The sequence below is a fragment of the Brucella thiophenivorans genome (assembly GCF_002252445.1).
GTDB lineage: Bacteria > Pseudomonadota > Alphaproteobacteria > Rhizobiales > Rhizobiaceae > Brucella > Brucella thiophenivorans.
Map to the genome: position 1 here is coordinate 13,444 of NZ_NNRJ01000073.1, position 23,946 is coordinate 37,389.

A 23,946-nucleotide genomic window follows, 5' to 3' on the forward strand; every position below is an offset into this window, starting at 1 on the left:
GTTCACAACCGGACGACTACATAAGCTTAAAATGCGTTTCCGGGGTCCGAAATTTGCCTATTTTAGAACATTCGGGTAGATGTTCGCCGCATCTCTGCGGTCTCGGTTTAGATTTTACGTTTACCTCCGCGCGCTGCGTGTTAATTCGGAGTAAAAATTGCGTAGTGAACAAACTATTCTTCAAATATCGATAGCAGTTACTATTTTTGTTGCAGGCTTTGGTGTCGTTTTCGGCCTTTTGTCTGGCTCATTCTCAATTGTTTTTGATGGCGTCTATATGTTGGCCGATGCTGCAATGAGCGGTCTTGCTCTTGTTGTGTCCCGCCTGATCGCACTATCCGCTCTGCCGGAGTTGCCTCGCGGAAAATTGCGTGATCGTTTCACCATGGGATTCTGGCATCTCGAACCGATGGTGCTCGGCCTCAACGGCATCATGCTCACAGGCGTTGCAATCTATGCGCTCATCAACGCCATCGGCAGCATAATGGATGGCGGGCGTGATCTGGAATTCACCTATGCGATTTTCTATGCAGTGGTGGCGCTTATTGCATGTCTTGGCATGGCTTGGCTTGAAACACGCGCCAACCTAAAACTCAAATCGGATTTCGTAGCACTTGATGCCAAAGCATGGATCATGTCTGGTGGCATTACCGCAGCCCTTCTTGTGGCCTTCACCATCGGCTACTTTATTCAGGGAACCCAGTTCGACTGGATCACCCCTTATATCGACCCTGCCGTTCTTGCGTTGGTTTGTATTATCATCATTCCAATGCCGATCGGAACGATCAAGCAGGCTTTATCCGATATGCTGCTGGTAACACCTGTCGACCTCAAAAAGCACGTCGATGACGTGGCGCAGCAAGTGATCGAGCGCTATGGCTTCAAATCCTACCGCGCCTATGTCGCCAAGGTCGGACGCGGCAAGCAGATTGAACTCTACTTCATCGTGCCAACAGATCAACCTGCAAAGAAACTCGAAGAGTGGGATGCATTGCGCGATGAGATAGGCGCGGCCCTTGGCAGCGAGGGTCCTGACCGCTGGCTGACCATCGCTTTTACAACCGATGTTGAGTGGGCCGTTTAAAGCAGTCTTCCAAAACTGTAGCGGTTTTGGGATAAAGACACCCACAAAACAGATGCTTAAAGCAAGTTGCGTCGTATCGTTTACAGGCAACGTGCTTTAAGCGAATCTGTCGAACAAGTTCGTGTTTACAGTGATTTAAGCGATCATTAACCGTGCTTTTGGGGACACAAAAGCACGGTGATCACGCATTCGTCACAACTCGTCTCTTCATAGAAAGTGCATTAATTCAATAAGTTAATAAATATTTCAATTTCCGATCTGAAATGTGATCGCAGTTTGCGTTGACTATTAATATTTCGTTAACCACAGTTTGTTGCAATTGGTTACAAAGTGTTATCAAGGAGCAGGCAAGCATTGAAAAAAATACGGCAGATAAATCAGCAGTCTCTGAACGCAGGGAACCGCACTGCCGTGGCGCAAATGACCTCGTTCTGGGGTCTGATGCGTGCCTATTGGATTTCGGACCGATGGAAAGAAGCATGGGCACTCACCCTTGCCATCTTCATCTTCACAGCATTTATCAGCAAGACCACAGTCTGGGTCGCCGAAGCATCCGGCAGCCTGATGAACTCCATCGTCAATGTAAAAAGTGCACCTGTCCAAAACCCGCTAATGGCCATTGCGCTCAATGCTGGTGTCCTGATCTTGCTTATGCTGGGCAAGGATGTGCTGCTGGTCGGCTTTCGACATCTTCTATCCACCACCTTGCATCGCAAATGGCGCAAATGGCTCAATGACAGTTTTTCCGATGCCATGCTCGACGGCAATCACACGCATTTCCACTTGCAGCAGGGCAAAGGCGCGAACCTTCCAGACAATGTCGACCAGCGCTTACAGGAATCCATTAAAGGCATGACAGGCGGCGCCATTGGCTTGGTAATGGGTATTGTCGGCGTTGTGCTCTCAGCCTTCTTCATCGGCCAGAAACTGCTTGAAATCTCTACCGAAGTAAGCGGTCTGGAGTTTCTCGGCACCTATGGCGGCGCCGTGGTGGCCTTTGCTGCCATCATTGTCTATGTGCCAATTGGCACGCTGATTGCGATCAAGATCGGTCGCAAGCTGGAACAGCTCAACCTTGGCATTCAGAAGGCGGAAGGCTCGTATCGCGGTGAATGGACCACGCTTTTGCGCCGGAGTTTCCAGATTTCCGCTTCCGAAGGTGAAGCGGTACAAAGCGCGGTCAACAAACGCCTCTACAAGGATGTTGATGGAACATGGAACCGGTTGAACCGCTTCGATGCAGCCTATCTCGCCTTCTCTCAGGCCTATGGTTTTCTGTCCAACCGCATCATTGCCTATATTCCAGGCCTGATCCCCTATATGAGCGGTGCGGTCAGCTTCCGCAATTACGTGACCGGCGCAGAACTGGTTGCAGCCATGATCAACGATTGCTCGTGGTTCATTCAAGTCATGCCCGCAATTGCCAATCTTCGTGCCAATGCCGGTCGTGTGATGGGCCTCGCGCAGGCAATCGAAGCTGTGCAAGAGCCTGCTGAATTCTATGCGCGTTCGGGTGTAAACCGCTTCACCTTTTCCACGCAGCACGAGCGTTTTGGTCTTTCGGTGCGCAATCTCACACTGATGCTGGGACCAGATACGGAAGCACCGTTCCTGCGCTCCGGCGTCATCAATATCCGCTCCGGAGACTGGGTTTATATGCGTGGCGAATCCGGCTCTGGCAAAACCTCATTCATCAAGGCGCTCAATGGTCTGTGGCCTTATGGAACGGGCGAAATTATCTATCCTCAGAAGGCAAAAGCCATCTATACGCCACAGGAAGCAAAATTTCCAAGCGTGTCGCTCAAACAGCTTGTCTGCCTCCCGGAAGATGAAAGCCAGTTCAACGATCTAGCCGTTGCTTCCATATTGCACGAAGCGGGCCTTGGTGAATTCATCATGCGGATGAATGACGATAATGCAGATGGTTCGGCTTGGGATATGGTGCTTTCCGGCGGGCAGAAACAGAAGATCATGCTTGCCCGGCTTCTGCTGCATAAGCCCTCAGTGATCTTCCTCGATGAAGCGACAGGAGCGCTCGATCCTGCGTCGAAACTGCGCTTCCACACAGCGCTGAAAATACATTGTTCGAAGGCCATCGTCATCTCCATCATGCATGAAGAAAGACTGCCAACGCTCGAAGACGGCAAAAACGTCTATTCGCATGTGCTCGATATTCAGAATGGCTATATGTCACTGAAGCCAGTCGATGCAGCATCCGAGCCACAAGTTCCGCTAATCGCAGCCGAATAATATTCAGATGCGCTGACTGAACGAAATTACCTCTAAAATCTTGCCCGAAAGAATTATCTGTACTTTCGGCAGGCGGGAGAAACTGTAACATACGCCGGTTACAGTTTTCCGAATCCAGCCTTTCTCTTTCACGGATAGTGCAATGACCTATATTCCCGACCCGAGCCGCTATGATTCCGCTGTTTTTCGCCATGTTGGCCGTAGCGGCCTGAAACTGCCCGCAATCTCGTTTGGGCTCTGGCATAATTTTGGCGATACAACGACGCTGGATCGACAGCGCGAGGTCCTGTTCAAAGCCTTCGACCTCGGCATAACGCATTTTGATCTCGCCAATAATTACGGACCACCTCCCGGCTCGGCTGAAATAAATTTCGGAAATATCCTCAAGCAGGATCTGGCAGCCTATCGCGACGAATTGATCATTTCGACCAAAGCCGGTTGGGATATGTGGCCGGGACCATATGGTGCAGGGGGCGGATCACGCAAGGCGCTGCTTTCAAGCCTCGATCAGAGCCTTAAGCGGCTTGGCATCGACTATGTCGATATCTTCTATTCACACCGCTATGACGCTAACACGCCGCTTGAAGAAACAGCCGATGCGCTTGCTTCCGCAGTGCATCAGGGCAAAGCACTTTATATTGGCATCTCGTCTTATTCCGGCAACAAGACCCGCGAGATTGCGCGCTTGCTAGAGCAGCGTCAGGTGCCGCTGCTTATCAATCAGCCATCTTACAATCTGTTCAATCGCTGGATTGAAAAAGACCTTCTGGCAGCAAGTGACGAAGTCGGCTCCGGCATTATTGCTTTCACGCCGCTGGCACAGGGCCTGCTCACCAACAAATACCTTAACGGTGTACCAGAAGATTCTCGTATCAACCGTCCGGGCGGTCATTATCTGCATGAAGAGCATTTGAAGCCCGAAAATATCGAGCGCGCGAAAGCTTTGAATGAAATCGCCAAACGTCGCGGTCAGTCTCTTGCACAGCTCGCACTTGCATGGGTTTTGCGCGATCCTCGCGTGACCTCAGCACTGATCGGTGCAAGCTCCGCAAAGCAGGTCGAAGAAAACGTTGCAGCGCTCAAGAACCTGTCATTCACGGCAGAAGAGCTTGCTGAGATCGACCGTTATGCGGTGGAAGGTGGCGTCAATCTTTGGGAAAAACCATCTCACGATGAGGCCGTTTGAAGCATTTAATCTAAATTACGCGATGATGGCTCAAAGGCCATCATCGCGTTACTTGGTACGCAAAAAGCTCGCGAACTTTTGCCTAAAATGCTTTACCGACCTTTATCTTCTCGCCAAGCCTCAAACTTCTTAGCGTTTTTTTCTTCCGTGCAGGGATAAAGACCGATAATGGCCGCGCCATTAATCACTTCTTCAAGCACAAAATCCTCGAAGACCTCCATTCCCACACATTCATCGGCAATTTCATCTGCCAGATGCGACGGGATCACCATCACGCCATCCGCATCGCCAACCAGAACATCGCCGGGGAATACCGCTGCATCTCCGCACGCGATGGGAACATTGATGTCGACGGCTTCATGCAATGTCAGATTTGTCGGTGCCGATGCCTTGGCGCAATAGGCTGGCATATCCAACGCGCCAATGCCTGTGACATCACGAAAACCACCATCCGACACGATGCCTGCCGCACCACGCAAAGCCAGCCGCGTCACCAAAATTGAGCCGGCTGTCGCTGCACGCGCATCTTTGCGGGCGTCCATGACAAGCACCCATCCGGGCGGACAGGTTTCGATCGCCACGCGCTGTTTGTGGTCGGGATTGCGAAAAACCGTGATCGGATTGCGATCTTCACGCGCCGGAATATAGCGCAATGTAAACGCCTGCCCAACCATATTTTCCGTTTTTCGTGCCACTTGCAGCGCACCCTGAATGAACTGATTGCGCAAGCCGCGCTTATAAAGCGCTGTGGCGACAGATGCCGTGGATACTTTTTTCAGCTTCGCACGGGTTTCGTCTGAAAGAATATAGTCCGTCATCTGAGCTATCCTTAGAGCGCATCCCAAAAACTGTGAAACGGTTTGCGGACGAGATGCGCGTTAAAACAAAGAATTGAGGCACGCCGATCTGATAAAATCAGATCCAAATGCTCAATAAATCACTGGTTCGTCCACAGGACGGCCAAATTCGGTTTTAAGAAAATCAAAATCACAACCCTTGTCAGCCTGCTCCACATGTTTGGAAAACACAAAACCATAGCCACGCTCATATTTGGGCTCCGGCGCTTTCCACGCGGCACGACGCGCTGCAAATTCGTCTTCCGACACAAGCATATTGAGACTGCGAGCAGGAATATCGAGTTCGACCATATCGCCGGTTTTAAGCAAAGCCAAAGGCCCACCGACGAAGGATTCAGGCGCAACATGCAAAACACAGGCGCCGAAGCTAGTCCCCGACATTCGGGCATCTGAAATGCGCACCATGTCGCGCAGACCCAGTTTCAGTAGAGCTTTCGGCATTGGGATCATGCCCCATTCCGGCATGCCGGGGCCACCCTGCGGTCCAGCATTGCGCAGCACAAGAACAGTTTCCGGCGTCAGCGGATAATCGGGGTCATCAATGATCTTTTTCAACTCCGGATAGCTGTCAGCGACCAGCGCCGGGCCAGTATGTCGGTGATATTTCGGATCACAAGCCGCAGGCTTGATGACTGCACCATCGGGGCAAAGATTGCCTTTGAGAACTGCCAACGAGCCTTCGTGATAAACCGGGTTCGACAAGGGTCGGATCACGTCATCGTTCCAGACCTGCACCTTTTCTAAATCATCGGTCAGTGGCTTGCCGGTTACCGTGATTGCCGATGAATCAAGCTTCTCCGCAAGCTGCTTGATCAGAGCCCGTATACCGCCTGCATAGTAAAAATCCTCCATCAGATAAGTCGAGCCTGATGGTCGGATATTGGCGATGACCGGTGTCGTGCGTCCGATGCGATCCAGATCGTCCAGTTCCAGCGGCACACCTGCGCGGCGTGCCATGGCAATCAGATGAATAATGGCATTGGTCGAGCATCCCGTTGCCATGGCAACGATAATCGAGTTTTTGACGGCCGCGGGCGTAATGATCTGATCAGGCTTCAAATCTTCCCATACCATTTCAACAATGCGACGGCCACATTGGGTGGCCATGCGCTGGTGATTGGCATCCGGTGCAGGAATGGACGATGCGCCCGGCAAGGTGAGCCCCATAGTTTCGGCAATAATTGTCATGGTGGAAGCCGTACCCATGGTCATGCAATGACCATAACTGCGCGCAATGCCGCCTTCGATGCCCTGCCATTCTTCCTTGCCGATGGTGCCTGCACGACGTTCGTCCCAGAATTTGAACATATCCGTGCCGGAACCCAGAAATTTGCCGGCATAATTGCCGCGCAGCATGGGACCAGCGGGCAGGAAAATGAACGGGTATCCGGCGCTTGTCGCACCCATGATCAATGCAGGCGTGGTCTTGTCGCAGCCGCCCATCAGCACCGCGCCATCCACAGGATGCGAACGAAGAAGCTCTTCTGTCTCCATCGCCAGCATATTGCGATAAAGCATAGTTGTTGGCTTCACATAGCTTTCGGATAGCGAAAGCGCCGGAAGTTCAAGCGGAAAACCGCCCGCCTGAAGGATACCCCGTTTGACCCATTCAACCCGGTCTTTGAAATGCGCATGACAGGGCTGTGCATCCGACCACGTGTTGATGATTGCGATGATCGGCTTGCCTTCCCAATCCACAGGATCATACCCCATCTGCATGGTTCTGGAGCGATGGCCGGAAGAACGCTGATCATCGGGCAACATCCAGCGTGCCGAACGCAGATCACTATATGTCTTCCTCGTCATTTCAGTTCCCTCCCGAAAACAGTTCAGTCGTACCTTGTTTCAAAGCGCTGGCTGAGAAAATGGCACCACCGGAAAGGCTTTCTCCGGGGCTTAGAATTTTCATTGCCGCATCTGGTCCAAGTTCTGCACGGTTAATAGCATCCGGCAGATGGCTGACAGGTTCGGCACAAAAGACTGCGCGATCCTGTGGATTGAAAACATGAAGATGCTTGAGTGCGCCTTCAGCTTTCAATGTGAGTGCGGTGTATTTTTCCGGCCATCGGATAAAAGCCTCGCGACTATTCCAACCGGAAAAACAGCAATTAATTAGCGGCAAGGCGCTGAGCGGTTTTGAGTGGTCAAGCTCAAAACCTGAAACCGGAACAGGTGCACCTTGTGGCAATCCGCGCGCATCGAGCTTTGGCGCACCCATCGCTGAAAATTCAAGTGTGGCAGCGGGTGTTTTCGTGAACCAAGGATGCAGCCCTATGCCAAACGGCAAGCGCTTTGATCCATCATTGCGGATAGAAAGCGCAACCCGAAAACCATGCGGCAGAATAGAAATTTCCTGCTCAAGCCGGTAGTTGTAGGGATGATCCTGCGAAGCAACCGTGTCAGTCAGAATGGCATGATTGTCCTGCAACTTAACACATTCCCACTGCCGATTGCGTGAAAATCCATGAATTGCCATGCCTTCATCCGGCGCATTGATCGGCAATTGCACTGTTTCGCCATCCATAACGAAGCGTCCGCCGTCGATACGATTGGCAAAGGGCGCCATCACAAAACAACCCGCTTTCAATCCTGCTTGTGGGTCATCAAGCGGCTCGATCAGCGACACCCACGCGCCATTGGGGTGACACCACTCTGCCGACCACAAGGTTGCGCCATGCTGCGGATCAATTTTCAGTCGATAATTATGGGCGTCGAGTTCAAGCACCATTGGTTTTAATCCGTGCGCGAATAATCTTGCGCTGTGAATGTTCCGCCCTGAAAGCGTCGCGAGATCGGATCGCCTGTCTCGGCCAAATCACCAAAGCGCGATGCATCATCCTGCGGCACATAGCCGATACGGGCAGCATCATCACCGTCCCACCATCGCGCAGCATTGGCGGAAATGCCCCAAACAGTCGCCACACCGGCGTGCGGCGCTTCAACGGCTGCGACAGCCAACCGAACCAGATCGTCATGTGAAAGCCATGTCGCCAGATGCCGGGCTTCGGTGGGCTTTGGCAGGCATGAACCAATGCGCAGATGCACACTCTCGATGCCATGCTTGTCGAGCATCATGCGTCCGAGCATCTCTCCATAGGCTTTGGAAAGCCCATAATAGCCGTCAGGACGATAAGGTGCGCTCATGTCCAGCGCCGTATCACGCGTGTAAAATCCAATCGTATGATTGGAACTGGCAAAGACAATGCGTTGCAGCTTTTCGCGTGCGGCCTCAAATATATGGGTAACGCCCAGAAGGTTGGCCTTTGCAATCAGCCCATAGTTTTTCTCGACGCTAATGCCACCAAAATGCAGCACGGCATCCGTGCCGCGGACAAGATCAACAACGGCTTTCGCATCGCTCAAATCAGCCAGAATAAACTGCGCATTTTCAGGCAAGGCATCCGGGAATGGCTCAATATCCGACAGACGCACTCTATAGCCTGCTTTCGCCAGTCTTGGTGCAAGCATACGACCGAGATTGCCAGAAGCTCCGGTGAGAAGAAGATGCTTCATTTTACTCACACTCCCTTCATCCGCGCGACTTTTGCGCCCACAACAGGCGCTTTCGCAAGGTGCAAACCGCCTGATTGCGGAGAATCCACATCGCCCAAGCGATGCGATGTCACGGCAATAAATGTTAAATCGGGACCACAGAAACACGGCATTGTTGGTGCAGGCACGGGCATAGAAAAGCTTGTCAGCAAAGTGCCATCGCGGTCAAAGCGATTGAGCACACCGGCTGAAACTCCAGCACTCCAGTAATGGCCTTCGCTGTCGCACGCGCCGCCGTCCGGCCTACCGGTCTGCTCATCCAGAATACGGATGCGCGTGCGCGTCGAAATATCACCAGTGGACGCGTCGAAATCGTAACGATCAATCCATGGTCCGCGTGAATCTGTATGAAACATGGTTTTACCATCGTCAGACCATGCCAGACCGTTCGATATTTCGAAGCCTTCGGCTTTTACCTGCGCAGTGCCATCGGCAGTCACACGATAAAGCTTTGAGATCGGCTCGCGTTGAGGGCGTGCATCCATGCTGCCGACCCACAAAGCGCCATCGGGACCGATCTTACCATCATTAAGACGCGAGCTTTGCGGCTCGTCATAGCCGCTCCACAGTGTTTCTCTCGCCGTCGTTTCAGGATCAAACAAGATGACTTCACGTGCGAGCGCCACAACCAGTCTGCCGCTTTCAGCGAGCCCCAGACATGGCACTTCTGCCTCAAAGGTCCAGTCACGAAGCGGACCCTTTTCCAGATCGATTTCATAGACTTTGCGTCCATTGATGTCGCAGGCAAAAAGCGTTTGTCTGTGATCATCCCAGGCAGGACTTTCCATCAACTGGCCGCGCAAATCCGCTATGCAATGAAATGGCCCCATTATGCTGCCTCGGAGGTGCGACGGACAACATCAGGATGTTTAAGCACAAAATCTGAGAGTTCCAGACCCAGCCCTGCAACCTCAAACGGATAAATTACACCTTTTTCAATGCGCGGCATCACGGTGACGAGATCGCGATACCATGACGTGTAATAGGCTCTGACCGATTCCTGATAAATGGCATTGGGCGCGTTGAGCGAAAGATGGATGGAGGCTGCAAAAACCACAGGGCCGGTGCAATCATGCGGCGCAATCGGACGCTGGAAAGCCTCAGCCATTGTGGCAATTTTCTTTGCCTCTGAAAGGCCGCCGCACCACGAAATATCGAGCATGACATAATCGGATGCATTGGCGCTCAGCACATCGAGATATTGCGCACGCGTCGCCATCGTCTCGCTTGCACAGACCGGAATACCGGAGCGCTCGGCATAAACAGCCAGCGATTGCGGGTTCATCATTTTGATCGGGTCTTCCGACCAGAACGGCCTGAAGGCTTTGAGTTCACGCGCAATCGCAAGCGCCGAGGTCAAATCCCACATGGAGTGAAACTCAACCATGATCTCCATTTTATCGCCGACCGCATCGCGGATTTGCCGGAACGGTAACAGCGCCTTATCAAGATCGGTGGCATGAATGAAATTACCACCACTTTCGACCGCAAACGGATCGAATGGCCAGATTTTCATCGCCGTGATGCCTTCGGACAAAAGGCTTTCAGCCAGTGCTCCCGCATCGCGATGGAAGGCAAGCTGGTCCTCATAAGGGCCTTCCTTGGCCTTATCCTGATCGCCGATATAGCGACGCGCGCCGCTCTTATTATAGGTATAACCCGCGCAGGTATTATAGGTGCGGATGGAAGGACGTGACAGCCCACCCAGCAACTGGTGGATCGGCTGATTGGTCAGCTTTCCGAAAATATCCCACAATGCAATATCGATTGCCGAGGCCGCGCGAATTTCAACACCCGACGAGCGAAAGCCGACATAAGGCTCCAGCAGAAGCTTCGAGATGCGATCAATCTCAAGCGGGTTTTTGCCTATAAGCTGCGGTGCAATATCGCTGTGAATATAGGCAGCGACAGCATTGGCTCCGCGAAATGTTTCCCCAAGTCCGATAATTCCTTCATCTGTGTGAATCTGGACCCAGAGAATATTGTTGAGGTGCGGAAGCTGCACCGTTTCGATCGCAGTAATTTTCATCATGCACTCCGAATATTATGACCGCATCAATGCGCTGAGGATTGACGGCTGCGCGCAACGATCTGCGTCGGATTGACGAACCGCAGCGCCAGGATCAGCCAGACCAGCGACGTGATCATGTAAATCACCGCCATTGCATCGATGGATTGAACAGAACGAACGCCTGCGGCAAAGACCGAATAATAGAGCGCCACAACCAATGTTTGCGATGTGGGGCCTGCGGTCAGGAACGTCAGTTCGAACATGGCGACTGTGCGCACCAGCACAAGCAGCATTGCCGCAAGAATTCCGGGCGTCAGCATCGGCAAAAGGACATGCAGGAAGAGCTTGAACGTACCCGCACCAAAAACGCGTGCAGCGGCTTCAATCTTGGGATCGATCTGCTCGATAAACGGCACCATCACCAAAATAACAAAGGGGACCGTCGGAACCAGATTGGCAAGCACAACACCCCAGAAAGAGCCGCCGACACCAAACTTGTAGAGCACAGTTGCCAGTGGAATACCGAAGGTAATTGGCGGCACAAGCAATGGCAAAAGGAAGATCAGCAGGACCAGTTTTTTGCCCGGGAAATCACGCCGTGCCATGGCATAGGCAGCGGTCACTCCAATGATGCCGGACAAGATAACCACCGCAAAAACAACCTGAAATGTAACAAGCAGCACCTGTCCGAGCTGGAATTCAGCCCAGGCTGCGGCGTACCAGCGGGTCGTAAAGGCGTCCGGCAACCATGTGCCAAGCCAGCGTGTGCCAAAGCTTGAAACCACAACCGCTGTAATGACTGCCAGAACATTGAGAACGAAGAAGCCAGTTACGAGCCAGACAACGGTGATCCACAGTTTGGAAAGAGCGGATGTATCGCGGATCATGGTTTAGCCTTTCCCACCGGCGGTCGAACCGCGGTAAAATAACGAGCGCACAGCAAGCAAAGCGCCGACCACCAAAAGCTGCACCACAGCCATGATCATGGCGATGGAAGAGGCCATTGAGTCGTCATATTGTTCAAAGGCTGCTTGCGCTGCGGCAATGGAAATAACGCGTGTGGGCCCCGATGGTGCACCCAGCAACACAGCCGATGGAAACACCGCGAAAGCCTGCACGAATGTAAGACACGCGGCGACCACGAGACCCGGCACCAGAAGCGGCAGCATGACGTGGCGAAAACGCTGCCAGCTGCTTGCGCCATGGGTTGCGGCAGCCCGTTCAAGAGCAGGATCAATCCCTGTGACATAAGACAGCGTCAACAGGAAGGTGAACGGGAAAACCGTGATGACCAGCGAAGCAAACACGCCCCAGTAATTGTTGGTAAGCTTCAGCGGATTATCGATAAATCCAATCGCAATCAGGCTGCGGCTGAACCAGCCCTGTGGTCCAAGATAATTCAACAGGCCTTCGGCAATCAGAACCGTACCCAAAGTGACCGGAAGCACGAGTATCGTCGTTAGAAGACGCTGTTTGCGCATAAGGCGAACACGCATGGCGATTGGAACTGCCAGCAAAACACTGATGATTGTCACCGGTACCGCAAGCCACAGCGTTGCACCGATGGTCTTGTAGAGGAACGGATCGGAGAAAAACTTGCGGTAATTTGCAAGTGCACCGCCACCATCAATCGGGTTGAACGACAACACCAGACCATAGAGAAACGGGTAGATAAAAACGCCAATGATAAAGAGAAGCGCTGGCAGAATGAGCAGTGTCACACCATCAAAGCCGCGATTGGCAAGGCGCTGACGCAATCCGGGCGTCAGCGCCGCATTGGAAAACCGTTCTTCCGCCATGGCTCAAGCTCCTCCGGCAAAGACAAGCGCATTTCCTGCATCAATACCGAGTGTGATTTTTGCGCCGAGGCCAACTTCATGCGGACCATGGAAAACCATTTCGATCCCGCCATCAGTCCGCGCTATGCCCACATATTCGCGTCCACGATATTCAATCGTCTCGACAGTTGCCTCAATCGTATTGCTCGTTTTCTGACCCGACACGACATCATCGCCGCGTGCCATCAAAATTGCGTCGCTGCCGGGTGTCAGCTTATCCATAGCGCGTCCGCTCAGCTCTGCGCCCGCAACCGAAATCGTTGCCCTATCGCCTTCGACGCGCAGAACCTTGCCATGCAGCGCGTTGCGAAAGCCCATGAAAGCCGCAACATCACGATAAAGCGGCTTTTCATAAAGTTCATGCGGTGTGCCAACCTGACGGATTTCACCATCGCGCAGCACCACAATGCGGTCTGCCAGCGACAAGGCTTCGTCCTGATCATGCGTGACATAGATGGTGGTTGAGCCAAGCTGGTTGTGGATGCGTCTGATTTCAGCGCGCATCTCAAGGCGCAGCTTGGCATCCAAATTGGAGAGCGGTTCGTCCATCAGCACGACAGGCGGCTCGATAACAATTGCGCGCGCAATGGCAACGCGCTGCTGCTGGCCACCGGATAACTGACCAGGTAATTTATCTTCCTGCCCCTGCAACCGCACAAGAGCCAATGCTGCACGCGAACGCTTCTCGGTTTCTGCTTTTGATATGCCACGCATTTTGAGGCCAAAGCCGACATTCTGCAGCACGGTCATATGCGGAAAAAGCGCGTAATTCTGAAACACCATGCCAAAGCCGCGATCTTCCGGCTTCAACTGATCGACGCGCCTGTCATCCACATAAATACCGCCGCCGGTGGTGCCCAAAAGACCGGCGATACAATTGAGTGCTGTCGACTTCCCGCAACCGGAAGGACCAAGAAGTGCGATGAATTCGCCTTTTTTGATTGTGAGATTAATCTCACTCAAAGCATTAAAGGTTCCGAATGATCGGCTCATCCGGTCGAGCTTGAGTTCTTGAAATGACATGACGCCAGCACCATAAGTTTATTGGTGGTCATAGGAAGCTTTTGGCGAGCTCTGAAACGCTCGCCAAAAACGCCGTTTGCGAGCCTTACTGAGAAGCGACTTCCTCGTCCCAACGGCGGAATGCTGCAACCAGCGCCGCTGGCTCAAGTGGCATTTCGATTGGATTGTTTGCGATCCAGTCGGCGTATTCGGGACGGCCAAACTCGGCGATCACGTCCTGACTTGCCTGTGGTGCCATATCAATGGTCACGTCCTTGACCGCAGGTCCCGGATAGAAATAACCGGCATCATACGAAAATGCCTGCTGATCCGGCTTAAGAGCGAACTTGATAAACTCCATCAGAACGGCAACTTTTTCTTCCGGCACACCTTTCGGAATGGCGAAATAATGCGCATCAGCAACCCAATGGAAACCGTCAAGTTTGCTGACAGCCATTTCCTTTGGCACCACGCCAAGCGCACGCGGATTGATGTCCCAGCCGGTCGTGGTCACGGTCATATCGCGCGTGCCCTCGCCCAATTCTTTCATCAAAGCGCCGGTTCCGGCAGGATAATATTCGATATTCTTATGCAGTTCCTTGAGATAAGCCCAGGTCTTATCCCAGCCATTGACCGGATCTTTCGGATTGCTGTCGCCGAGAAGATAAGGCAGGCCCATCAGGAATGTGCGTCCCGGACCAGAATTTGCCGGGCGGGCATAGATAAACTTGTTCGGGTTTTCCCTGGTCCAGGCAAGAAGCTCTTCCGCAGTCTTTGGCGGGGTCTTTACCTTATCAGGATGATATTCAAGCAACGGGCCTGATGGATAATAGGAAACGACAACGCCCTTACCCTGCGACATTTCCTGCATACGCATTGCGGGTTCAAGATAGATGTCCTGCAATTTTGGCAGGCCGTTGTCAGGTATTGCAATGATGTCGGTCCAGATATCGTCAGCAAGGCCAGCCGAAAGCGCATCGGGACCAACGATTACAAGATCAATGTCAACGCGATTGGCGCGCTGCTGTGCTTTGATTTTTCCAGGCAGTTCCGGTGCAGGCGCTTTGTTGAAGGTAAAGCGCGAAACAAGATTTTTATTCTCGGCAGCAAAATTATCAAAGATCGGCTGGGTTAGTGCAAGATTGCCTGCAGCGTCGATCACATTGATGCCTACCGGGCTTGATGGCAGCTTTGCCGATTGCGCCCACGCTACCCCTTTCGGCAGCAAAATTCCCATACCTGTCGCAACACCAGCGCCAGCCATGAATGTACGGCGTGAAATTCCTTTACCCATATTCTCCTCCACCTTTAAATTATCCGGCACGCTCCGCTTCCTCCTGCAAAACGGGCCGGTTTTCTATTTTTCAGACAAGACCGTCAGTCTCCCATCCGGCAACAATCTTTTTGAGTGCTTTCCTGTCATCAGCATCAAGCTGCGGCAGACCAGGCAGACGCACATCGCCAACCGCAAGACCCTGAATTTGCAGCGCTTCTTTTACAACGGTGACATTCGCACCATTGCGATATTTTGTCCGCATGGTTTCAAAATCAGCAATGCTTTCGACCACATCCCTTGCGCGTGCGTAGTCGCCCTTTTCGAGCGCATTCCAAACGGCAAGCGAACGTTTCGGCGCAACGTTAACGAGACCAGAGGTAAAACCACGGCCACCAAGCGCGTAAAACGGCAAAGCCCAGCTTTCAGCAAGCCCACAAATCCAGGTCGCATCCGTTCCTTTTGTGGCACGGCAGCATTCAAAGAAAAGCATGGCATTCTGAGATGCAAATTTTACGCCCGCGACTTTCGGATGCGTTGCAAGACGCACCATCTCATCGAGCGGGATCAGATCAGAACGGATATAAGCCACGATTGGCAGATCAATCGATTCAGCAATTTCAATGAAGTAATCGACCTGAGCGTGAGGCGCTGCAAACGGATCAAGCGGATGATGGATCATCACGCCATCAGCACCCTCAACACCTGCTGCTTTGGAAAGACGGATCGCATCACGCACCGAACGCCCGGCGGCTGCGGTGACTGCCGCTTTGCCATCGGCCGCTTTAACGGCAATCGCTTGCAAGCGGATAACTTCCTCTACAGTCATACTGTAGAATTCACCCGTATTGCCGCCGGTCACAATATTATGCACGCCAGCTTTTGCAATACGCTGAACAATTTCGCTCGTCAGCACAGGATCAATGTCGCCGTGAGCGTCATAAGCAGTCGCGTGTACGCCTGAGATGCCTCGCAGCACCCCACGGTATTCCGTCAAATTCATAATACCCTCCCAGGTACTGGTCAGAAGACCAGTTCGATATGCGTATCTCCCGCTTTGACGATGTGCTCACGCATCAATCGTTCAGCCAGGTCTTCATTTCTTGCAGCGATGGCCTGCATGATTGCTTCATGCTCCTTGAAGGATTGCCTGCGCACATCTTCACGCGACAAGACTGTTACCCGCGCCGCGTGGTCATACATGCGCTGTGCATTCTGTAAGCGCCGCAGATACTCGCACCCGGATGCATCATGAATGCCATCATGGAATTTTTCATTCAGCTCAATGAGCGCATCCACATCGCCGGATTCCACGGCAAGCCGCATCTCTTCGATGACAGCGTGCAAAATTTCGAAAGCCTCCTCGCTTCCGTGTTTTGCCGCCTGCCGCGCAATGATGCTTTCAAGTGCCGCACGCGCCAGCGTCATTTCCTCAGCCTGACGTGCATTGAAACACACAAAAGTCCCGCGCCGGGATTCCGTGCGAACAAGCCCTTCACCCTCAAGCTGCCGCAAAGCTTCCTTGAGAGGGCTGGTGCTTATTCCAAGATCAGTCGCCAACTGACGTTCATTGAGCCTGTCGCCTGACTTCAGGCGGCCCGAAATGATCGCTTCTCGCAAATCATCATGAACGTGATCTCTGAGATTTCTCAGCTTTATCGGTTTGAGGGCAGAAGGGCGCTGATCCAAAGTTCTACTCTTGTTCAAATTTGCTCGTTGAATTTTTATAACACCTAAAATCTGATACCGCAACATCTGAAATATCAGATATTAAAGCTTCAGATTTTATCGCTTTAGGAAGATGGGACTAGCACGGCGATAAATGATTTATTGAAGTTCAATCGTGTTTAAGAGGATGATTGGAACGGCCTGAGCAACTTGATATGGAAACGGGTAAATCTAAGATGGCCGCAACGGTGTTACTATAGATAAAAATAAACCGGGATTTTGACGAGATATTTGCTTATTTCATTTTGAGAGGAGGATGAATGATAAAGAATTGGCGGCTTGACTGGCTGACATTGGCGATACTCGCCTTTTTGCTGTCAATCCTGATTGCGGTATTTGGCACCAAACATATGATGTCCAGTGCATTGCACGGATTACATCAACGCGGGACAAATACTTTGGGGCTTGCGGCCGCAGCCCTTGCAGGTCAGTTGGCACGCTATGAAAAGCTGCCGCCGCTGATAGCTGAACACGACACCATACAAAATCTTATACGCGATCCAGACCGCGCAAATGTTGAAGCGGTCAACAAGTACCTGCGTTCAATCAACACTCTTCTGGAATCATCAGACATTTATCTGATGGACGAGAAGGGAATTACCATTGCCGCATCCAATTATATTGAAGCCAGGCCCTTTATAGGGGAGAATTTCGACTATCGTCCTTATTTTTACGATGCAATCGCTGGTAACAGCGGTCGCTTCTTCGCACTCGGTACAACCTCCGGCAAACGCGGTTATTATTTCAGTTCTCCCGTGATGATCGATGGACAACCGCGCGGTGTGCTAGCGTTCAAAGTCGATATGGATGTAATCGAACAGTCCTGGCATGGCAGTGATTTTGAGATCATCGTCACCGACCCTGAGAGTATCATCTTCATGTCGGGAAGATCGGAATGGCTGTTTAAAAGCATCGGCCCATTGTCCGCAGATCAGATTGCGCGAACAGCCACTACACGTCGCTACGCCGAAACTCCGCTTGTAGAAATACCGGTTCAAAGCACGCGCACGGCGCAAGGCGATACACTGCTTGAGATGAACGACACGAATCGCTTGATTGAATATCTCATACTCTCCGAAGAAATGGCTGATGCTGGCTGGACCGTCAGCGTGTTACTAACGACGCGATCAGCACGAAATCAAGCCTACACGTCTGTTTTGGCTCTTTTGCTGCTGGTTGGATTTGGTGCCATGGCGATCGCAATTTTTCTGCAAAACCGCACACGCCTTGCCGAACGTCTCGCAGCGCAACGCGAGATCAAGGAACAGTTGGAGTTTCGTGTGAGCGCACGTACAGTTGAACTGGCCGACGCCAATAAGAAACTGGCAACCGAGGTAGACGAACGACGTGCAACCGAGCGCCAGTTGCGCCAGACACAGGTTGAACTTGTTCATGCCGGAAAGCTTGCAGCGCTTGGCCAAATGTCTGCCGCGCTGTCGCACGAATTTAATCAACCGCTTGCAGCCGTGCGTGCTTATGCGGAGGTTTCCGGTTTAATGCTCGATCAGGGGCGGGATCGTGATGCGAAGGCCGGTCTCGACCGGATTCTCAAAGTCGTTGAACGTATGACAAGCATAAGCAAACATTTGCGTAATTTTGCGCGAAGACCGCGTAAAAAGCTGCGCCCGGTCAAAGTGCAGGACGTAATTCGAGATACAAAGGAAATTATTTCGTGGCGCTTAAGTGTTGGCAAGGTAGACTTATCGCTTGAGCCTCAAAATGAGGCTGTCTGGGTGGTTGCCGATTCAGTGCGCTTGCAGCAGGTTCTGGTCAATATCATTTCCAACGCGGCTGACGCGGTCGAAGGTCAGGAAACAAGATTTATCGGCGTCAGCCTGCGTGCTCAAGACGATAAGGTATTGATTTATATAACCGATAATGGCCCCGGCGTGCCCGATGCCATTGCCGCACGCATTTACGATCCATTTTTCTCAACCAAGGGTGTGGGAAAAGGATTGGGCTTGGGCCTGTCGATTTCCTATAACATTGTGAAGGATTTCAACGGCGAACTATCGGTCCGTAACCTGCCGGAAGGTGGCGCCGAATTTTGTATCAGCCTCGATAAAGCGCTGCCTCCCGCAGAAGAAGAAACTGGAAAAGACATATGAATGCTGGCGAAGTCCTTTTAATTGATGATGAGGATGAAACGCGCGAAGCAATTGCTCTCGGGCTCAAGTTTTTAGGTTATCGTGTACGACAGCTTGCCAGTGCAGAACGCGCGCTGGAACTGGTCGGCTTTGGCTTTAACGGTATCGTTGTGACCGATATTCGTATGCCCGGCATGGACGGCCTCACACTCATGTCCCGTATCCATGAGCTTGATCCTGAAACCCCGGTCATTGTCTTCACCGGCCATGGCGACGTGCAGCTTGCCGTCCGCGCCATGCGCGATGGCGCTTATGATTTTCTCGAAAAGCCCTTTGCCATTCAGCATCTTGCCGAAACGGTTGGTCGTGCACTTGATCGCCGGCAATTGGTGATGGAAAACCGTCTCCTGCGTGCAGCTGCCGGAAAGCGGGACGATATAGAACAACGTCTGGTGGGTCGAACGCAGGTGATGATTGACTTGCGGTATCGTGTGAGAGCCGTTGGCCCGACGGAAGCCGATGTGCTGATTGTCGGATCCGTGGGAACAGGTAAGGAAGTCGTGGCACGAACACTTCACGATCTGAGTAGTCGGGCCGACAAGCCGTTTATCGCTATCAATTGCGCGGCTCTCCCCAGCAGCCTTATCGAAAGCGAATTGTTTGGCCATGAACCCGGTGCTTTTCCCGGAGCCATGCGCACGCGCTTTGGCAAGTTCGAGCTTGCGCAAGGCGGAACAATTCTCCTCGACGAAATCGCCACAATGCCTAACGATATGCAGGCAAAATTGCTGCGCGTCATACAGGAGCGCACGATAACACGGCTTGGATCAAATGAAATATATCCTCTGGATATTCGCTTCATCGCAACCAGCAAAGCCAATCTGGAAGAGGAAGTGACGGCAGGTCGTTTCCGCGCCGATCTGCTCTACAGGCTGAATGTCGTGACAATCAATGTACCATCGCTTGCCGAACGACGCGCGGACATTCCGTTGCTGTTCCTCAAGCTCGTCAACGAAGCTGCGGTCCGCTATCGCAACGATCCAACGCCCGTTCCACCGCATCTAATCACCACGCTCACCGAACGCGAATGGCCCGGAAACGTGCGTGAACTGCGCAATGCTGCGGATCGCTTCGGGCTAGGCTTGGGCCTCCAATTTGAGGAAGGTCGCAAGAGCCAGACACGCCCCATGCGTCTTGCGGACCGCGTGGCAGCTTTTGAGAAAAGCATCATTGCCAGCGAATTGGTTGTGCATCGCGGGAGCCTCAAGCCGGTCTATGAAACACTCGGGCTCTCGCGCAAATCACTCTATGAAAAAATGCAGAAGTTCAGTTTAGATCGCCAGAACTTCATCACCGCGCATGAAGATTGATGTGCAGATGGGTGGATTTCCACCCATCTATTTACGCTGACGTTACCAATTCCACCCATCGAGACTCATAAAGTGGAGAAAGCTGCAATTTGCGGCGAGCTTTTCCTTGCGCGAGAGCACGTCAATCCCCGTTATCGCATCAAGTGGTCTGGGAGGAACTGCTGCGCAGATGAGCCAATTGCGCGCGCTTGCATCGTTCCTCCGTTCACACTGCATGCCTTTTGCAAAGCATAAGGTCCAACGAAATTCGGGAGGAATTAACATGAAAAAAGCCATTCTTGCAGCTATTGCGTTCACCGCACTCAGTGCCACCGCCTTTGCGCAATCATTCCCTAGTCAACCGATCACCATTATTGTTCCGTTCTCTGCGGGCGGTCCGACCGATACCGTTACGCGTCTTGTCGCGCAGGCCATGAGCCGCGAGCTTGGCAGTCAGATTGTGGTTGAAAATGTCGGTGGTGCAGGCGGAACGCTGGGTGCAGCACGCGCGGCTCAAGCCAAAAATGATGGCCATACGCTGTTGCTGCATCATATCGGCATGGCAACATCAGCCACGCTTTACCGCGAACTCCCATACAAAACGCTCGAAGATTTCTCCTATGTCGGCCTCGTCACAGAAGTGCCGATGACGATTATTGGCCGCTCTGACCTTGAAGCCAATTCCATTGAAGAAGTCATGGAGTACATCAAAGCCAATGGTGAAGATGTTATGTATGCCAATGCTGGTATCGGTGCAGCTTCACACCTGTGCGGTCTTTTGCTGATGAATGCGCTCGGCACGCAGATGACCACCATTCCTTATCAGGGAACCGGCCCTGCAATGACGGATGTCATGGGTGGCCAGGTAGATCTGTTGTGCGATCAGACCACCAACACGACCAATCAGATCCGCGACGGTTCGGTTAAGGCCTTTGCCGTTACCGTGCCTGAGCGGGTGGCGAGTTTGCCCGATCTTCCCACTGTTGCCGAAAAAGGCCTCCCTGATTTTAACGTCAGCATCTGGCACGGTCTTTATGCGCCCGCAGGAACAGATGAAGCCGTTGTGGAACAGTTGAGCAAGGCGTTGCAGGCAGCATTACAGGACGAAACGGTCATCGCGCGTTTTGCTGATTTGGGGACGACCCCTTCGCCTATAGAAGACGCAACATCGACAGCCCTGAAAGCCAAGCTTGAAAACGAAATCGAACTCTGGCGGCCAGTTATCGAAGAAGCGGGCGTCTACGCCAACTAACCAATGAGAGCGGGATCGGCGCTTTAGCAGCTTCCGATCCTGAACATTTTCAATTGAATGATTGGGGTAAGGCACAATGCTGTCCCGGGACTATAGAGATATTGTTGGCGGCATCCTGCTTGTTGCACTCGGACTAGTCTTCTCATCCTATGCGGCTGCAAACTACGATCTGGGCACACTGCGCCGAATGGGTCCTGGCATGTTTCCGACTGCACTTGGCATCGTACTGGCGGGATTTGGTCTCGTTATTGCCATTCCGGCATTCTTCCGGCCGGGTGTGATACCCGAAATCCGTGTGTGGACACCCATCTTCGTGCTGACGGGTGTTGCAGCCTTCGCAATGACAATACGCCCCTTCGGTCTGATCCCTGCTGTTCTGAGTGTCGTGGTGATCTCGTCCTTTGCAGAACTTCGCTTTAAGCCGGTTAGCCTGACTATTCTTACAACCTCGCTTTGCCTTATCGCCTGGCTGGTATTCCGCGTCGGGCTTGGGCTTCCTGTTGCAATGTTCCGGTGGCCATTCTGATGGATATATTCTCCAATATCGCGATTGGGCTGGAAACGGCGCTGACGCTCAACAATCTGTTCTACTGCTTCCTCGGCGTTTTTCTGGGAACGCTGATTGGCGTCATTCCGGGCATCGGTGTGCTATCAGCCATTTCGATGCTGTTCCCGATGACCTTTTATCTTGAGCCAACGACAGCGCTCATCATGCTGGCGGGCATCTGGTACGGGACGTCCTATGGCGGCAACACCGCCTCAATCCTGCTCAACATACCGGGCACCCCAGCCAACGCCGTGACCTGCCTCGACGGCTATCCGATGGCAAGGCAGGGGCGCGGCGGCGTTGCCCTTCTCATGACCACAGTGGCTTCCTTCGTTGGCGGCTCAATCGGCATTGTGTTGCTGATGTTGTTTTCACCCATCATTGCAAAATACGCCCTGAGCTTCGGTTCGGCAGATTACTTCTCGCTGATGGTTCTAGGACTGGTTGCTGCATCCACGATCTCCGAGGGCTCGCTGTCAAAGGGCCTTGCGATGGTCATACTCGGCATTATGTTTGGCACAGTTGGAGCCGACATCTACACGGGCACGCCGCGCTTTTCTTTTGGCGTCCTTGAATTGACAGACGCCATCAGTCTGATTGCGCTGGCAATGGGGGTTTTCGGCGTTTCAGAGGTGATTGCAAGCGTCCGCAAGGTCAATGTCGGTGATATCGACCCGGAGAGCGTGAAGTTCAAAGCGATGAAGCCAACGCGAGACGATATGCGCAGATCATGGTTTCCGATGCTTCGCGGATCATCCATCGGAGCGTTTTTTGGCACTCTGCCAGGCACCGGACCATCAGTTGCAGCCTTTATGGCCTATGCCGTTGAAAAGCGCGCAGCCAAAGAACCGGAACGCTTTGGCAAAGGTGCGATCGAAGGCATTATGGCGCCAGAATCTGCAAATAATTCCGCTGATCAGACATCATTTATTCCCACTCTGTCACTCGGCATCCCCGGCAGCCCGACAATGGCACTCATGCTGGGTGCGCTGATGATCCACGGCATTGCCCCCGGCCCCACACTCATGACGGATCAACCCTCACTTTTCTGGGGCCTGATCATGAGCTTCTGGATCGGCAATCTGATGCTGGTGATCCTCAACGTCCCGCTGATTGGTATTTGGGTGCGCTTGCTCACCATCCCGTATCATCTACTTTTCCCTGCCGTTCTTATGTTCATTTGCATTGGAACATATTCGGTCAATAACAGTGCATTTGAAGTGTGGCTGGTCGTGTTTTTCGGATTTGCCGGATACCTCATGCGCATCTTCAATTTCCCAGCAGCCCCTTTATTGCTTGGCTTCGTCTTGGGGCCACTTATGGAAGAGCATTTCCGACGTGCAATGCTGATGTCACGCGGCTCGTTCTCGACCTTTGTCGACCGCCCAATCAGTGCAACGGTGCTAGGCATCACAGCAGTGCTACTTATCTGGGGAACATGGTCGGCTTATAAACGTCGCAACAAACGTATGCTGACAACACAAACGCTTACGCAGTAAAATTACCATTCTCCCGCCGCACAGGCGGGAGATTACCAAATAATACTGAACTATATTGTTCCGTGACTTCAATATACGTACGCGCAATACGCTCTTTCAGAATATATTGCCGTGATACCAATCTGATAACTTTGCTTTACTACAGATCAAGAATGGGAATACGCGCGATCCTGCCTTTCATCCTAATCGATTTCCCCTCTAGAAGTGGGGAGCTTCTGTTAGAAAAACTGATAGGAGACTTAAACTGTAGCAGCAACGATTTACTGAGGACTACAAACGTGAAGCCGTTCAAATTCTAGTCAGGCGTTGCTGAAGCATTTAATCTGTTGCAACTCAGTTTGATATTGGTAAGCCAACGCTCTACCCTTGGTGGCATATTTTTTGAGAACAATTTACTACGATGTTTTCGTTCGAGCGAAGATCACAGCGCC

General features: G+C 52.4%; 20 protein-coding genes. 8 read left to right on the plus strand and 12 right to left on the minus strand.

The features are described 5' to 3' along the window. Positions 1-157: 157 nt before the first annotated feature. The 3 genes from CEV31_RS20150 to mgrA all read left to right on the plus strand — a co-directional run bounded on the left by CEV31_RS20150 (position 158) and on the right by mgrA (position 4,520). Positions 158-1,084 carry a cation diffusion facilitator family transporter gene (locus CEV31_RS20150; RefSeq protein WP_094509943.1) on the plus strand — a complete coding sequence of 309 codons (927 nt, stop codon included), beginning with the start codon at positions 158-160 and terminating at the stop codon, positions 1,082-1,084. Between the two features lie 411 nt (positions 1,085-1,495). Further along, positions 1,496-3,334, plus strand: coding sequence for an ABC transporter ATP-binding protein/permease (locus CEV31_RS20155; protein WP_094509968.1), 1,839 nt, complete (start codon positions 1,496-1,498; stop codon positions 3,332-3,334). A 142-nt stretch (positions 3,335-3,476) separates the two neighbouring features. Continuing rightward, positions 3,477-4,520: an L-glyceraldehyde 3-phosphate reductase gene (mgrA, locus tag CEV31_RS20160; protein ID WP_094509944.1), complete on the plus strand. Its 1,044-nt coding sequence runs from the start codon at positions 3,477-3,479 to the stop codon at positions 4,518-4,520. A gap of 92 nt (positions 4,521-4,612) precedes the next feature. Here mgrA and CEV31_RS20165 read toward each other — a convergent pair whose 3' ends face one another. The 12 genes from CEV31_RS20165 to CEV31_RS20220 form a co-directional block, all read right to left on the minus strand. Continuing rightward, on the minus strand, positions 4,613-5,338 hold the full coding sequence (locus CEV31_RS20165) for a ribonuclease activity regulator RraA (protein WP_094509945.1): 726 nt from the start codon (positions 5,336-5,338) through the stop codon (positions 4,613-4,615). A gap of 111 nt (positions 5,339-5,449) precedes the next feature. Then, positions 5,450-7,183, minus strand: coding sequence for an L-arabinonate dehydratase (araD, locus tag CEV31_RS20170; protein WP_094509947.1), 1,734 nt, complete (start codon positions 7,181-7,183; stop codon positions 5,450-5,452). Position 7,184: 1 nt separating this feature from the next. Then, positions 7,185-8,105: an aldose epimerase family protein gene (locus tag CEV31_RS20175; RefSeq protein ID WP_094509948.1), complete on the minus strand. Its 921-nt coding sequence runs from the start codon at positions 8,103-8,105 to the stop codon at positions 7,185-7,187. 5 nt (positions 8,106-8,110) lie between these two features. After that, positions 8,111-8,890, minus strand: coding sequence for an NAD-dependent epimerase/dehydratase family protein (locus tag CEV31_RS20180; protein WP_094509949.1), 780 nt, complete (start codon positions 8,888-8,890; stop codon positions 8,111-8,113). Between the two features lie 5 nt (positions 8,891-8,895). Then, positions 8,896-9,759: an SMP-30/gluconolactonase/LRE family protein gene (locus tag CEV31_RS20185; protein WP_210190970.1), complete on the minus strand. Its 864-nt coding sequence runs from the start codon at positions 9,757-9,759 to the stop codon at positions 8,896-8,898. Then, the gene (locus tag CEV31_RS20190; protein WP_094509969.1) at positions 9,759-10,958 is read right to left on the minus strand and encodes a mandelate racemase/muconate lactonizing enzyme family protein; all 1,200 of its coding nucleotides are present in this window, start codon (positions 10,956-10,958) and stop codon (positions 9,759-9,761) included. Before CEV31_RS20190 ends, CEV31_RS20185 begins: the two co-directional genes overlap by 1 nt. A 26-nt stretch (positions 10,959-10,984) precedes the next feature. Next, positions 10,985-11,827, minus strand: a complete 843-nt coding sequence (locus CEV31_RS20195; RefSeq protein ID WP_094509952.1) for an ABC transporter permease — start codon at positions 11,825-11,827, stop codon at positions 10,985-10,987. Between the two features lie 3 nt (positions 11,828-11,830). After that, complete coding sequence (locus CEV31_RS20200; RefSeq protein WP_094509953.1) at positions 11,831-12,739, minus strand: ABC transporter permease; 909 nt, start codon at positions 12,737-12,739, stop codon at positions 11,831-11,833. Between the two features lie 3 nt (positions 12,740-12,742). Further along, the gene (locus CEV31_RS20205) at positions 12,743-13,801 is read right to left on the minus strand and encodes an ABC transporter ATP-binding protein (protein ID WP_094509954.1); all 1,059 of its coding nucleotides are present in this window, start codon (positions 13,799-13,801) and stop codon (positions 12,743-12,745) included. An 85-nt stretch (positions 13,802-13,886) separates the two neighbouring features. Further along, positions 13,887-15,074 (minus strand): extracellular solute-binding protein, encoded by a 1,188-nt coding sequence (locus CEV31_RS20210; RefSeq protein WP_094509956.1) that lies wholly within the window; start codon positions 15,072-15,074, stop codon positions 13,887-13,889. 70 nt (positions 15,075-15,144) lie between these two features. Next, on the minus strand, positions 15,145-16,056 hold the full coding sequence (locus CEV31_RS20215) for a dihydrodipicolinate synthase family protein (RefSeq protein ID WP_094509957.1): 912 nt from the start codon (positions 16,054-16,056) through the stop codon (positions 15,145-15,147). A gap of 20 nt (positions 16,057-16,076) precedes the next feature. Then, the gene (locus tag CEV31_RS20220; protein WP_210190972.1) at positions 16,077-16,742 is read right to left on the minus strand and encodes a GntR family transcriptional regulator; all 666 of its coding nucleotides are present in this window, start codon (positions 16,740-16,742) and stop codon (positions 16,077-16,079) included. 299 nt (positions 16,743-17,041) lie between these two features. On the opposite strand from CEV31_RS20220, the gene CEV31_RS20225 reads away from it, so the two are divergent. The 5 genes from CEV31_RS20225 (at position 17,042) to CEV31_RS20250 (ending at position 23,515) form a co-directional block, all read left to right on the plus strand. Next, positions 17,042-18,889, plus strand: a complete 1,848-nt coding sequence (locus tag CEV31_RS20225; protein WP_094509958.1) for a sensor histidine kinase — start codon at positions 17,042-17,044, stop codon at positions 18,887-18,889. Beyond that, positions 18,886-20,238, plus strand: coding sequence for a sigma-54-dependent transcriptional regulator (locus tag CEV31_RS20230; protein WP_094509960.1), 1,353 nt, complete (start codon positions 18,886-18,888; stop codon positions 20,236-20,238). The genes CEV31_RS20225 and CEV31_RS20230 overlap by 4 nt, the downstream gene beginning before the upstream one ends. 262 nt (positions 20,239-20,500) lie before the next feature. Further along, complete coding sequence (locus CEV31_RS20240) at positions 20,501-21,469, plus strand: tripartite tricarboxylate transporter substrate-binding protein (RefSeq protein WP_094509962.1); 969 nt, start codon at positions 20,501-20,503, stop codon at positions 21,467-21,469. Positions 21,470-21,545: 76 nt separating this feature from the next. Beyond that, the gene (locus CEV31_RS20245; RefSeq protein ID WP_094509964.1) at positions 21,546-21,995 is read left to right on the plus strand and encodes a tripartite tricarboxylate transporter TctB family protein; all 450 of its coding nucleotides are present in this window, start codon (positions 21,546-21,548) and stop codon (positions 21,993-21,995) included. Beyond that, complete coding sequence (locus tag CEV31_RS20250) at positions 21,995-23,515, plus strand: tripartite tricarboxylate transporter permease (RefSeq protein WP_094509965.1); 1,521 nt, start codon at positions 21,995-21,997, stop codon at positions 23,513-23,515. Before CEV31_RS20245 ends, CEV31_RS20250 begins: the two co-directional genes overlap by 1 nt. Positions 23,516-23,946 lie beyond the last annotated feature (431 nt).